Origin of the sequence: Aquimarina litoralis, from assembly GCF_019295435.1 — a bacterium.
GTDB lineage: Bacteria > Bacteroidota > Bacteroidia > Flavobacteriales > Flavobacteriaceae > Aquimarina > Aquimarina litoralis_A.
On record NZ_WEKL01000004.1, the window covers coordinates 59,336 to 72,778 of the forward strand.

The 13,443-nt window shown below is 33.0% G+C and carries 13 protein-coding genes; 10 read left to right on the plus strand and 3 right to left on the minus strand.

Annotated features, from left to right (window positions below):
• The first annotated feature begins 30 nt into the window (after positions 1-30).
• From GBO31_RS03270 to GBO31_RS03315, 10 genes are all read left to right on the plus strand, one after another.
• Positions 31-912, plus strand: coding sequence for an SDR family oxidoreductase (locus GBO31_RS03270; protein ID WP_219006886.1), 882 nt, complete (start codon positions 31-33; stop codon positions 910-912).
• Between the two features lie 278 nt (positions 913-1,190).
• Complete coding sequence (locus GBO31_RS03275) at positions 1,191-4,058, plus strand: M16 family metallopeptidase (protein WP_219006887.1); 2,868 nt, start codon at positions 1,191-1,193, stop codon at positions 4,056-4,058.
• A gap of 135 nt (positions 4,059-4,193) precedes the next feature.
• Positions 4,194-4,958 (plus strand): ParA family protein, encoded by a 765-nt coding sequence (locus GBO31_RS03280; RefSeq protein ID WP_219006888.1) that lies wholly within the window; start codon positions 4,194-4,196, stop codon positions 4,956-4,958.
• Between the two features lie 6 nt (positions 4,959-4,964).
• Positions 4,965-5,870, plus strand: a complete 906-nt coding sequence (locus GBO31_RS03285; RefSeq protein ID WP_219006889.1) for a ParB/RepB/Spo0J family partition protein — start codon at positions 4,965-4,967, stop codon at positions 5,868-5,870.
• Positions 5,860-6,468 (plus strand): DUF5683 domain-containing protein, encoded by a 609-nt coding sequence (locus GBO31_RS26955; protein WP_219006890.1) that lies wholly within the window; start codon positions 5,860-5,862, stop codon positions 6,466-6,468. The genes GBO31_RS03285 and GBO31_RS26955 overlap by 11 nt, the downstream gene beginning before the upstream one ends.
• Before the next feature lie 30 nt (positions 6,469-6,498).
• Complete coding sequence (dapB, locus tag GBO31_RS03295) at positions 6,499-7,197, plus strand: 4-hydroxy-tetrahydrodipicolinate reductase (protein WP_219006891.1); 699 nt, start codon at positions 6,499-6,501, stop codon at positions 7,195-7,197.
• Between the two features lie 63 nt (positions 7,198-7,260).
• Positions 7,261-8,832, plus strand: coding sequence for a signal peptidase I (lepB, locus tag GBO31_RS03300; RefSeq protein WP_219006892.1), 1,572 nt, complete (start codon positions 7,261-7,263; stop codon positions 8,830-8,832).
• A gap of 50 nt (positions 8,833-8,882) precedes the next feature.
• Entirely contained in the window at positions 8,883-9,512 is a 630-nt protein-coding gene (locus GBO31_RS03305) for a WbqC family protein (protein WP_246615756.1), read from the plus strand.
• Positions 9,512-9,820 carry a DUF6122 family protein gene (locus tag GBO31_RS03310; protein ID WP_219006893.1) on the plus strand — a complete coding sequence of 103 codons (309 nt, stop codon included), beginning with the start codon at positions 9,512-9,514 and terminating at the stop codon, positions 9,818-9,820. Before GBO31_RS03305 ends, GBO31_RS03310 begins: the two co-directional genes overlap by 1 nt.
• A 76-nt stretch (positions 9,821-9,896) precedes the next feature.
• Positions 9,897-10,670, plus strand: a complete 774-nt coding sequence (locus GBO31_RS03315; protein WP_219006894.1) for a M949_RS01915 family surface polysaccharide biosynthesis protein — start codon at positions 9,897-9,899, stop codon at positions 10,668-10,670.
• A gap of 49 nt (positions 10,671-10,719) precedes the next feature.
• Here the strand turns inward: GBO31_RS03315 and GBO31_RS03320 are convergent, their stop codons facing one another.
• The 3 genes from GBO31_RS03320 to GBO31_RS03330 are packed head-to-tail and all read right to left on the minus strand — an operon-like array spanning position 10,720 to position 13,441.
• On the minus strand, positions 10,720-11,739 hold the full coding sequence (locus GBO31_RS03320) for an endonuclease/exonuclease/phosphatase family protein (RefSeq protein ID WP_219006895.1): 1,020 nt from the start codon (positions 11,737-11,739) through the stop codon (positions 10,720-10,722).
• A gap of 2 nt (positions 11,740-11,741) precedes the next feature.
• On the minus strand, positions 11,742-12,641 hold the full coding sequence (locus GBO31_RS03325; protein WP_219006896.1) for a rhomboid family protein: 900 nt from the start codon (positions 12,639-12,641) through the stop codon (positions 11,742-11,744).
• Entirely contained in the window at positions 12,641-13,441 is an 801-nt protein-coding gene (locus GBO31_RS03330; protein ID WP_219006897.1) for a rhomboid family intramembrane serine protease, read from the minus strand. Before GBO31_RS03330 ends, GBO31_RS03325 begins: the two co-directional genes overlap by 1 nt.
• Positions 13,442-13,443 lie beyond the last annotated feature (2 nt).

The window sequence follows — 13,443 nt, forward strand, 5'->3', positions numbered from 1 at the left end:
CAAAATAATGATACAATAATTCAAAAATATATGAGCTATACTGATAAAATGCTTCGTGATGGAGCACTAGAAGGAAAAAATATTGTTGTTACCGGTGGTGGTAGTGGTCTTGGAAAATCAATGACCAAATACTTCATGGAACTTGGAGCTAAAGTAGCTATTACATCACGTAATCTTGAAAAATTACAAGGTACAGCAAAAGAGCTCGAAGCAGAAACTGGTGGGACTTGTTTACCATTACAATGTGATGTAAGACATTATGATCAAGTGGAAAACATGAAAAATCAAGTTCTGGAAGCATTTGGAACAGTTGACATTTTGTTGAATAATGCAGCAGGAAATTTCATCTCTCCTACCGAACGTCTATCAGCAAATGCCTTTGACACTATCATTGATATCGTATTAAAAGGAACTAAAAACTGTACACTTGCATTTGGTAAACATTGGATCGATACAAAATATCAAAACACTAATGTATTAAATATTGTGACTACCTATGCTTGGACAGGATCCGCTTATGTAGTACCTAGCGCAACTGCCAAAGCTGGTGTATTGGCTATGACAAGATCACTGGCTGTAGAATGGGCAAAATATGGAATGCGATTTAATGCAATTGCACCAGGACCATTCCCTACAAAAGGTGCTTGGGATCGCTTATTACCAGGTGATATGAAAGATAAGTTTGATTTATCTAAAAAAGTACCTTTACAACGTTTAGGAGAACATCAAGAATTAGCAAACCTTGCCGCGTATCTGGTTTCAGATTTTTCTGCTTATGTAAATGGAGAAGTAATAACTTTGGATGGTGGAGAATGGTTAAAAGGAGCAGGACAATTTAATTTACTTGATCAGGTTCCTGAACAAATGTGGGATATGCTAGAAGCGGCCATAAGAGCGAAAAAGAACAAATAAAACACTAAATGTTTGAAATTATTGATAAACTGGGTATCGCAAAACGATATCCAGTTTTTATTTTTGAAAATTAGGGTAACAAATCAATTGATAATGACACTTACCTGTAGAACCGGTTTAATCTTAAAACTATAAAGCTCCCTTCAGCGAATATTTTGAACACTTAATGATTAGCTTTAAAAACAAAGATTCAACTAAAAAAATAGTTGAGTTATAAAAGTTTTGTTATTTTTAGACAGTTCCAAAAAAAAAATTAATTCACATTTTACAAATCATCGATGACTAGAAAAAAAATCTTTAATGCATTCTTAGGAGTTTTTTTATGGTATTTACCTCTCTTAGGAACCGCACAGACCACTGCAAACAAAGAGCTCAAAACTTCAACTCAACTTAATAGCGATACCAAAATACCTATTGATCCTAATATAAAGGTTGGTAAATTAGAAAACGGTTTAACGTATTACATAAGAAACAACGGAAAACCAGAAGACAAAGTAGAATTACGACTCGTTGTAAATGCAGGATCTATTTTAGAAACTGAAAAACAATTAGGATTAGCACATTTCATGGAACACATGAACTTTAATGGTACTAAAAACTTCAAGAAAAATGATTTAGTAGATTATCTACAAACAATTGGAGTTAAATTTGGTGCAGATCTCAATGCATATACCAGTTTTGATCAAACAGTATATATCTTGCCTATTCCAAGTGATGATCCGGAAAAGTTAGAAAAAGGTTTTCAAATTCTAGAAGACTGGGCGCACAATGCCGAACTTACTGAAGAAGGAATTGATGGAGAAAGAGGTGTTGTATTAGAAGAATATAGAATCGGGAAAGGCGCTAATGAACGTATGTTACAAAAATACCTACCTATTATAGCGTATAATTCCAAATATTCAGAACGTTTGCCAATTGGTAAAAAGGAAGTCATTGAAAATTTCAAATACGATGATATTCGAAGTTTTTATAAAGATTGGTATCGCCCGGATCTAATGGCAGTAGTTGCTGTTGGAGATCTGGACGTTGCCACTTTAGAACAAAAGATTAAAGAACATTTTGGTCGTATTAAAATGCCTGAAAATCCTAAAAAACGAGAAGCATTTGATACTCCCAATCATACCGAGACATTAATCGCTATTGCATCAGACAAAGAAGCTTCTAACTCTATAGTTAGGTTAATTTATAAAGACCGTGAGGTATCTAAACCTATGCAAACCACTATAGATTATAGGAATTCTCTCGTAGAAAGATTATTTACCCAAATGATGAATAATCGTTTAAACGAATTACGAAATAAACCAAACCCACCTTTTGTATTTGCAGGAAGTAGCCACAGTGGTACTTTTGCCCGTAATCGAGATGCATATCAATCATTTGCGTTAACTTCGGAAACTGGACAATTAAATGCTTTAAAGGTTATTCTTCAGGAAAATAAAAGAGTACAACAATATGGTTTTAAAGCAAGTGAGCTAAAACGTGCTAAAAAAGAAATTACTGCAAATTGGGAAAAACAATTTAAGGATAAGGATAAAAGAGAATCTTCTCGAATCCTTGGAGAATATATAAACAATTATTTAGAACAAGAACCAATTCCAGGAATCGAATGGGAATACCAATTCACCATGTCGCAATTACCAGGAATTACCTTAGAAGAAGTAAATGTATTGATCAAAGATTTTCTTCATGAAGACAATCGAGCTGTCGTTATGACTGGTCCTGAAAAAGAAGGGTTAAAACTGGTAACTAAAGATGAAATATTAGGCCTTCTAGAAGAGGTTAAAAATAGCCCTTTAGAGGATTATAAAGATGAAAAAGTTAGAGAAAACCTACTAGAAAAAATTCCTTCTCCAGGAAAAATAGTTTCTGAAGAAAAAGATGATAAATTAGGAATTACTACTTTAAAACTAAGCAATGGAGCAAAAATAACTTACAAAAAGACAGACTTTAAAAATGATGAGATATTATTTTCTGCTTTTAGTTATGGAGGCAGTTCACTATTCTCTTTAGAAGATTTTAAACAGGTTTCTTTTGGATTAGGAGGTATTGCACAAACTGGTTTAGGAGGATTATCATTAAATGATATGAATAAAGTAATGGCCGGTAAGATTGCCAGTGTTAGACCATACATTAATAGCATGTCCGAAGGGTTTAATGGTTTTACTACACCAAAAGATTTGGAAATTTTATTCCAGCAAGTACACCTGTATTTTACAGATGTAAATAAAGATGAAAAAGCCTTTAGATCAGATCAAGCCAAAACAAAAGGTTTTTTAGCAAATTACTTATCGAATCCTCAAAACTATTTTAGAGAGGAGTTTAACAAGTTTCAGTTTGGCAAAAATCCGAGATATACCGGATTTCCAACGGCTGAAAAATTAGATGCCGTAAACTATGATCTTGCACATCAAAAGTTCAAGGAGCGATTTGCAGGAGCTGGAGACTTTAATTTTTATTTTGTTGGAAATATTGACGAAGAAAAATTGAAGGCATATGCTCAAAAGTATATCGCAAGTTTACCGGATACTGGAAAAGGTGAAAACTATAAAACAGATGACTTCAGACCATTGTCTGGTTCTCATGAAAAAACAATTTATAAAGGTAAAGACCCTAAAAGCTCTGTTAGTATTATTTGGAGAGGTGAAACGACTTATGACACCAATGAAGCGCTTCAAATAGAGGCTTTAGGAGAGATTTTATCCATTAAATTAATCGAAAAGTTAAGAGAAGAAGAAGGTGGAGTTTATGGTGTTGGCGCTCGAGGCGGTATGTACAAAATAGGACCATCTGGTGGTTATAGCGGCTATCGTTTCTCAATAGGTTTCCCTTGCGGACCTGAAAATGTAAAAAAACTTACAGATGCTGCAATTGCTGAATTAAAAACAATTATTGCAAATGGACCAACGGAAAAAGATTTAAACAAAATTAAAGAATCTAGATTATTAGACTACAAGGAAAAAAGCAAACAAAATTCTTTTTGGTTAAGTAATTTACAAAACGCCGATTATAATCAGATTCCTATGAAGAGTAAAGAAAGTTATACAGAAGCTGTTGAAAAACTATCTGTAAAAAACATTCAGGATATCGCAAAAAAGTATGTCGATAGCGGCTATATTCTTGGAATCCTAATGCCAGAAAAAGAATAAATTTAACCTATTAATATTGTCAAAGCCCATAAGTTACAACTGATGGGCTTTTTTTATTAAAGACTGTTAACATTTTTCATTTTTATAATGTATAATTAATTGTATTTTTATCGCTTAAAATCCAAATCTCCCCCTATGGGTAAAATAATAGCAATTGCCAATCAAAAGGGTGGTGTTGGTAAAACAACCACCTCTGTAAATTTAGCAGCTTCTCTAGGAGTATTAGAGAAAAAAGTATTACTAATAGACGCTGATCCACAAGCGAACGCTACTTCTGGATTAGGGTTGGATGTAGAAAGTATCGAAAAAGGAACGTATCAAATCCTAGAACATACTATCCAACCGAAAGAAGCCATATTAGAAACTTCTTCTCCTAATGTAGATATTATACCAGCTCATATAGATCTGGTAGCAATAGAAATTGAGTTGGTGGATAAGGATTCGCGGGAATACATGTTGAAAAATGCAATTAGTGATCTGAAATCTGAATACGATTATATTTTAATTGACTGTGCACCTTCTCTGGGGCTTTTAACCTTGAATGCGCTAACAGCTTCAGATTCTGTAATTATTCCGATTCAATGTGAGTATTTTGCGCTGGAGGGATTAGGTAAATTATTAAACACTATTAAAAGTGTTCAAAAAATTCATAACCAACAACTAGACATTGAAGGGTTACTGTTAACCATGTATGATTCTAGATTACGTTTATCGAATCAGGTAGTTGAAGAAGTTCAGAAGCATTTCAATGAAATGGTTTTTAAAACAATCATTCAGAGAAATATACGTTTAAGTGAAGCGCCTAGTTATGGAGAGAGTATAATTAATTACGACGCCGCTAGTAAAGGAGCTAGTAATTATTTAAGTTTGGCGCACGAGATTATCAAGAAAAATAGTTAAGGATTTATGGCGAAGGCAACAAAAAAGCAAGCTTTAGGAAGAGGGTTATCAGCTTTACTGAAAGACCCAGAAAACGATATAAAATCAGCAGAAGATAAAAATGCAGATAAGGTTGTTGGAAATATTATTGAACTAGATCTGGAGAGTATTGAAGTAAATCCATTTCAACCACGTACAAGCTTCAATGACGAAACACTTCAAGAACTTGCAACTTCTATTAAAGAAATTGGTGTAATTCAACCAATAACTGTTCGTAAATTAGATTTTGACAAATATCAGCTAGTTAGTGGTGAAAGACGTTTTCGAGCTTCTAAATTAGTAGGTTTAAAAACGATTCCAGCATATATCCGTATTGCCGATGATCAGGAATCTTTGACGATGGCATTGGTTGAGAATATTCAGCGTCAGGATTTAGATCCTATAGAAATTGCATTATCCTATCAGCGACTAATCGATGAAATCAAATTAACGCAAGAACAGTTAAGTGATCGTGTAGGTAAAAAGAGATCTACCATTGCTAATTATTTGAGGTTACTAAAACTAGACCCTATTGTACAAACTGGAATCAGAGATGGTTTTATTTCAATGGGACATGGAAGAGCATTAATAAATGTTGACAGCAAACAACAACAGTTAGATATTTACGAGAAAATTATCGGAGATTCTTTATCAGTGCGTAACACTGAGAAATTAGTTAGGTCTTTAAATAATAAAGAAGAAAAACCAACTGCTGAGAAAACAGAAACTAAAGCTCCTCAATATATATTAAAAGGAATCAAAGATTTCTCTGAATATTTTGGAGCCAAAATAGACGTAAAAGTTTCCAGTAATGGACGAGGGAAGTTAATTATCCCATTTTCTTCTGAAGAAGATTTTAAACGCCTAAAGAAACTTATAGATAGTGAAAGCTAAATCCATTTATATCGCTCTATTATTATGCTTTTGTGTTCATATCGTTTTTGCCCAAGAAGAAGAGGAAAAACAAAATAATGAACTAAAAGTTGTTACCGAAGAAGTTGCTGTCAAAAAAAAGAGGAAAAGAAATAAAAAACTTAGACCATATGAACCTCTTGCTCCAGCAAGAGCTGCGTTTTATTCTGCAATAGTACCAGGATTAGGTCAAGCGTACACTGGTAAATATTGGAAGATACCTATTGTATATGGAGCATTAGGAGCAGGAATTTACTTCTATCTGGATAACAATAGAACATACAATGATTTAAGAGATGCTTATAAAGGCAGATTAGCTGGTATCGATCCTAGTAGATTAGAATTTCCGAATTTCACAGATGAACAATTAATTGATCTGCAACGAAGATTTCGAAGAGATCAAGAATTAGCTTTATTGATTACAGCCGGTTTATACGTCTTAAATATTATCGACGCCAATGTTACGGCCCATTTGCAACAGTTTAACGTCTCAAAAGATTTAACTTTTAAACCCAAAATAAACTTTAATGAGTTTGATGCCAAACCTAATTATGGAATGTCATTGAATTATAGTTTTTAAATTTTTATTAGCATACAACCACCAAAAAATATGAATATTGCTCTGTTAGGATACGGTAAAATGGGTAAAACCATAGAAAAAATTGCAACAGAAAGAGGTCACAAAATTGTACTTACTGTAGATAAAGATGATAAAGAATATGATGTTTCGGTAGCAGATATTGCTATCGATTTTAGTATTCCTTCAGCAGCGGTCAATAACATTACAAAATGTTTCAATGCTGGTGTTCCGATTGTATCTGGAACAACAGGTTGGTTAGATCATTATGACCAGATTATCGAACTATGCAAAGAAAAAAAAGGAGGTTTTATTTATGCTTCTAACTATAGTCTTGGAGTAAATCTTTTTTTCGAATTAAATAAAAAGCTTGCTCAAATGATGAATCCTATTGAAGGATATGATATTCATATGGAAGAAATTCATCATACCCAAAAGCTTGATGCACCTAGTGGCACAGCAATAACACTAGCAGAAGGTATTATAGAGAATAGTACTAAAACGGCTTGGCAATTAGATCAAGGAGATACTCAAACGATTCCTATTAACGCAAAAAGAATAGAAAATGTTCCTGGAACCCATACGGTAACCTATACATCACCGGTGGATGATATAGAAATTAAACATACTGCTCACAATAGACAAGGATTTGCACTTGGCGCTGTTATAGCAGCAGAGTGGTTGGTAGGTAAAACAGGTATTTACGGAATGAAAGATGTTCTAGGATTATAACAAAATGACAAAAAGTGTAACACTTTTCAGGTTACCAATACTTATACTAAAAAAATATATAGAATGACACTATCAGAATGGTTTATTTTTTTCCTTGCTATACAGGTGATACATTTTCTTGGAACTTGGAAATTATATGTTAAAGCTGGAAGAAAAGCATGGGAAGCAGCAGTACCAGTTTATAATGCCGTTGTATTAATGAAAATAATCAACCGTCCTTGGTGGTGGGTGATTCTTCTATTTATTCCTGTGATTAATGTAATCATGCTTCCAGTAATTTGGGTCGAAACCATTAGGAGTTTTGGAAAAAATAGCACATCTGATACAATACTTGTCATCGTTACATTAGGTTTTTACATCTATTATGTAAACTATATGCTTGATGTAAATCACATTCCAGAAAGGGATCTTAAGCCTAAAACCGGAACAGGAGAATGGATTAGCTCTATTCTTTTTGCGGTAGTTGCAGCTACTTTGGTACACACCTATTTTATGCAACCTTATACAATACCTACTGGTTCTTTAGAAAGAACATTATTAGTAGGAGACTTTTTATTTGTTAGTAAGTTTCATTATGGTGCTAGAACACCTATGACTTCTGTTTCGTTTCCAATGGTACATGATACGATACCATTAGTAAAAACAAAATCTTATAACAGCGACATTCAATATCCTTATTTCAGATTGCCCGGTTTCCAAAATATCAAACGTAATGACATTGTCGTCTTTAGCTGGCCAGTAGATACTGTTCGTTTCTTTAGAGATCCATCAGGAATCCATGTATACAAACCAATTGATAAAAAATCTAATTACGTAAAACGATGTGTAGGTGTGCCAGGTGATTCTCTATCTGTAGTAGATGGCTATGTACATATAAATGGTCTACAAACAGAATTGCCAGACAGAGCAGATATTCAGTTTACATATACTTTCAAGAAAAAAGGCGGTGATTTTACGCAAGATGTATTATATGATCGTTATAGGATTAAACCTGGAGAAATTGGTTTTGACCCAGAACTAAAAAGACCTTTTGTATTTCTAACTAAGGAAAATGCAGAGAAGTTTAAAAACAAACCTGGAGTTTCTGAGCTAAAAAGAAGAATACAGCCTAAAGGAGAAAAAGACCCTAACATCTTTCCTAATAATGGCAAGGTAAATTGGAATAATGATAATTTTGGCCCTATTTATATACCTGAAGAAGGAAAAACTGTCAAAATGGACTTAAAAAGCTTTTCTCTATATCGAAGAATTATTGAAGTCTATGAAGGTTCAGAAATGGGAATTGATAATAAGCTATCTGTAAAAGACTCCCAAGTATTACTCAATGGAAATCCTATAGAAAGTTACACGTTCAAACAAGACTACTATTGGATGATGGGTGATAATCGCCACAATAGTGAAGACAGTAGAACATGGGGATATGTTCCCGCTAATCACGTGGTTGGAAAACCAGTATTCATATGGATGAGTTATGATACGAATGCCAAAGGTTTTTTCAATAAAATACGATGGGAAAGATTATTCACAACAGTAGGAGGAAGTGGCGAACCCGTTTCTTATTTCTATTATTTCCTAATTGCATTAGTAGGTTGGATTGGTTTTAGTCAATATAGAAAAAGAAAAAAAGCAGAGTAATATCAGATTAATGATATTATAATTGATCAGAAAAAAACGAAATTAATACATTGAAACCTACCCTACTCCATCCGATGTATTTTGGATCGATTGCACAATATGTAGCCATCGTAAAAAGTGATACTATTATTTTTGAAAACCACGATAATTACCAAAAGCAAACATATCGCAATAGAGCCTATATCTATGGAGCTAATGGAAAACTACTGTTAACCATACCCATTAAGCATACCGGAAAAGAAAATAACGGGAAACAACTATATAGAGATGTTCGAATAGAAAATGAATTTCAATGGCAATCACTGCATTGGAAATCCATACAATCAGCCTATCGAACCTCTCCATTTTTTGAGTATTATGAAGATGAACTTGTGCCTCTTTTTGAAAAAAGAAAAGATTATCTGCTAGATTTCAATTATGAATGTATGGAGGCAATTCATGATTGTTTACAATTGGATATTCCTCATACTAAAACCGAAACTTTTCATAAAGAATATCAAGACATAAATGATAAAAGAATCTTGATAAATGCAAAAAAAGAAGAAAAGCATCCACTTTCTTCATATATCCAAGTATTTTCAGATAAACACGGATTTATCCCAAATCTCTCTATTTTGGATTTGCTATTCAATGAAGGAACAAATGCTATTTCTTACCTAGAGAATCAAATGATTTTTTGATGTATCGTCCTATTATACACTATGGATTTCATTTTTTAATACCACTAGGTATTGCTGTTTTATTTTTTCCAAAAAAATGGAAAACAGCTTACATTGTTTTCTTAAGCGCCATGCTTATCGACCTAGATCATTTAGCGGCAGATCCAATTTTTGATCCTAATCGATGTAGTGTTGGATATCATTTTTTACATAGTATCTATGCAATTATAGCGTATTTTATTTTACTCTTCCCTAAAAGAACAAGAGTTATAGCGATAGCTTTGCTATGGCACATTGTTACCGACTGGGTTGATTGTCAGATGATATAATGGGTTAATTAGAAAATATTTTTTAATTTTAATACAGAATAATTGTTATCAATATTTTTTAACCCCCATTTTACCTATGAATAAATTTTTACTAGTTGTTACAATACTCTTTATTCTTTCTTGTGGAGATAAGAAAAAAGAAGCTGATAAAGATTCCCCTAATACTAATGCTACAGAAGCGGCAGACGCTCTTCCAATCCAAAAGCACATTTCTATTCCAATAGACACTTTTCTAGTCAGAAAACTCTCTAAAAAGGAAATGAATACCATATTTGACGATAATAGACAAATTCAATTAGGTATTTCTAATGATGTATATCAGGTATATGCTTATAATGACAAATCTGGAGTATACTACCTATTGTTAACAGACCATAGAAATGGAATAAGCGAAGAAAAAGACACTTTATATGATAACGTCTACGGAATGAGCGTTAGAGTGGACAAAAACAAATTTAAAAAACGATCTACTATCAAAGGAGAAATCGATGGTGACTGGGAGTCCTCTATTGGGTTCTGGAATCAATATTCGCAATTATTTGATTTTGATGGAGATGGATCGGTAGACCCTATAATTGTTTATGGTACCACTACTCAAAACAATTATGTTGATGGTAGAATAAGAATTATTGCATATCATAATAAAAGTAGAATAACCATAAAACATCAGAACAGCGAAATCCCTGATGGAAGACTCACAAAAATTAATAAGAAGTTTTACACTTTCCCAAAATCGATACAAGAAGCTGTAAAAGAAACTATGAGAGCAATGTCTAAAAACGGACATGCAGTATTTGCAGATGATTGGGAAAAAAGTATGGAAAACAAGGCTGTACGTTTAGAGAATTGATAAGACAGAATAATCTCATGTATCTTCAAAATAAATTACAATACATCGTTTAAAGCTCGATTACGGAGTAAATTGGATAATGATCAGAAAGTTCTACGTTGTAACTTTTAAAATCCATTACTTCAGCATCATCAGGCACTAAAATAAAATCAATTCTAGCTGGAAATAGTTCAAAATTAAAAGTTTTACCGAATCCTCTTCCAGCCTCTTTAAAAGTATCTTGCAGGTCTTCTGATTTAATTTTATCGTATATATAAGAATACGCAGTATTATTAAAATCCCCCATCACTATGTTTCTGTATGGAGAGGATTTAAGATGGTCCACCAGCTGTTCTACTTGACTTTGTTGTTTTTTAAACGATGTTTGTATACGTTTTAATAACTTCTGAGAATCTGCTTTTGTAAGATCATCTGTCTTGGAGCTAATACCATGAGACTGCAAATGAACATTATAAACCCTTACAGTATCACTATGAGTAACTACATCCGCAAAAATTACATTATTAGCAGTATTCTCGAAGTTTAAAGATCCTTTTTTTACAAAAGGATACTTAGAAAATATGACCAACGCTAGTTCTTGACTACGATGATGAAAATAATCATATTTGTAGGGATATTGTTTAAAATCTATATCGGGATTGTTATAAAATTCTTGTACGCAAAAAATATCTGGATCCTCTTTTTTTATAAACGCAGAAATATCTTTGGGTATTTCTTCTGAATCTATCCATTTAAACCTATTAAATACGTGTACATTATAGGTTAGTAATGAAAGTGAGTTCTCGCTTTTTTCTTCCAAAGTTTTCCCTCTTAATCGATATAAAGAGGTAACATGTGAAATCCCTAATAACAAAACTATTAATGACAAAAGCATCTTACGTTTGAACAAAATTGCCCAATATAAAAAGAACAATACATTCACTACTATTAAAATAGGTACTGCAAGACTCAGCACAGATAATAAAGGGAATGTTTGTGGAGAAACGTAAGGAAGTAAATAAGACATCAGTAGAGCAAACGCTACCAAAGAATTAATAAAGAATATAATCTTATTAACTACCTTTCTCATAACTAATCTTTCCCCGCTTTAAACAAGAAATCTTTTTCTTGTTTAGTCAGGCTATCATAACCGCTTTTACTTATTTTATCAAGTATAGCATCAATTTCAGCCTGATTAGGGTTTTTAACTTTTGATGATGAATTTGTTCCTTTCGTCTTTGTGTTTTTAGGCTTTTTAGCTTTATGTACAGTTTTTAATGGACTTTTCTTTTTGGGCTTAAACATAGACACTACAGCATCCATAAATTTTTCGAAACCACTTCCAATATCATTGCCTTTTTTAAGTTGCACTGCATACAAATAACCATATAAAGCACCTCCCAAATGAGCTATCAATCCACCTGCATTACCCGTTTCAGGAGACTGGCCTGACAATTGTATTAAATCCATTAAAACAACAAAAACTCCAATATGCCATAGTTTTACATTAACAAAAATCAATCTAACTTCAGTATTTGGAATGTAAGCAGCGATAAATATCATAATAGCTCTAACAGCTGCAGATGCTCCAATAAGATATGCTAATTGTCCTTGTAAAACAGGAATTACATTATAAGCCAAGACGAATAGTAAACCTCCAGATATTGCTCCTACTAAATATATAGTAAGAAATCTTTTCTCGGTAAATAAGTTAAGAACAAACTGACCAAATAAGTACAAAACAAACATATTCCAAAAAATATGCATGAAATCAAAATGTAAAAAACTGTAAGTTAATAGTCCCCAAACTTGAAGGATTAAGGATTCTAATTTTGCAGGTAAAACAAACCATTCCATAAGTGCAGATGGTTGAGTACCGATGACCCAAGCTCCCAATCTAGCAAACAAAAATAGTATGGCATTAATTACTATTAATTTAACTACAATATTAGCAGTCCTAAATTTTAGTTTTAAATCGTCTATCTGTGACATCAATTCCAACGATTTTGATTAAACGAATTCTTTTTCCAATACCAAACCATCAAAAACCCAAATAAAGCACCACCTAAATGTGCCAAATACGCTGTGTTTGAAGGACTAAACAGTGAGTACCCTGATAACATTGAAAACAAATCTATTAAGAGAATTCCGGGAATAAAATATTTTGCTTTAATAGGTATCGGCAGGAACAATAACATTAAAGGAGTTTCAGGAAACAAAACACCAAATGCTACTAAAACTCCCATCAAAGCACCAGATGCCCCTACTAAAGTTCCAAAGAAATTTCTTCCTAACGTCTGAAATCCATCATCTCCCAAAACTGCAACCCATTTACTATATTCAGGATGTTTTAAACGACCTTCATTTAAAATTTGCAAAATTGACTCCTTATCAAACCCTACACTGATTAGCTTTGACAGCTCTGTTTGAAACTGAAAGTAATCCCATCCGGCATGAATAAAAAGTGCTCCTAGACCTGCAGAAATATAAAAAAACACAAATCTTTTTGTTCCCAGAAATCGTTCTACAGGAGTCCCAAACATCCACAACCCAAACATATTGAATAAAATATGTTGAAAATATATTGTTTCTCCTCCACCAGGAGTATCAACATATCCCGCATGCATAAACATATGCGTAAAAATCTGCCAAGGTTTAAACAAATCACTGGTAACAAAATGATAAGCAAAAAGATTCTCAAAAAGAGTTCCTCTTGCAATTGATAGTGTCCCTATCCAAAAAATCACATTAATGATCAATATATGTTTTACCGCTGGTGATATTCCCCTCATAT

Bases quoted from the DNA above. Each gene is read 5' to 3' on its own strand.
- GBO31_RS03270 (WP_219006886.1), top strand. From the start codon at position 31: ATGAGCTATACTGATAAAATGCTTCGTGATGGAGCACTAGAAGGAAAA.
- GBO31_RS03275 (WP_219006887.1), top strand. From the start codon at position 1,191: ATGACTAGAAAAAAAATCTTTAATGCATTCTTAGGAGTTTTTTTATGG.
- GBO31_RS03280 (WP_219006888.1), top strand. From the start codon at position 4,194: ATGGGTAAAATAATAGCAATTGCCAATCAAAAGGGTGGTGTTGGTAAA.
- GBO31_RS03285 (WP_219006889.1), top strand. From the start codon at position 4,965: ATGGCGAAGGCAACAAAAAAGCAAGCTTTAGGAAGAGGGTTATCAGCT.
- dapB (WP_219006891.1), top strand. From the start codon at position 6,499: ATGAATATTGCTCTGTTAGGATACGGTAAAATGGGTAAAACCATAGAA.
- lepB (WP_219006892.1), top strand. From the start codon at position 7,261: ATGACACTATCAGAATGGTTTATTTTTTTCCTTGCTATACAGGTGATA.
- GBO31_RS03310 (WP_219006893.1), top strand. From the start codon at position 9,512: ATGTATCGTCCTATTATACACTATGGATTTCATTTTTTAATACCACTA.
- GBO31_RS03315 (WP_219006894.1), top strand. From the start codon at position 9,897: ATGAATAAATTTTTACTAGTTGTTACAATACTCTTTATTCTTTCTTGT.
- GBO31_RS03320 (WP_219006895.1), bottom strand. From the start codon at position 11,739: ATGAGAAAGGTAGTTAATAAGATTATATTCTTTATTAATTCTTTGGTA.
- GBO31_RS03325 (WP_219006896.1), bottom strand. From the start codon at position 12,641: ATGTCACAGATAGACGATTTAAAACTAAAATTTAGGACTGCTAATATT.
- GBO31_RS03330 (WP_219006897.1), bottom strand. From the start codon at position 13,441: ATGAGGGGAATATCACCAGCGGTAAAACATATATTGATCATTAATGTG.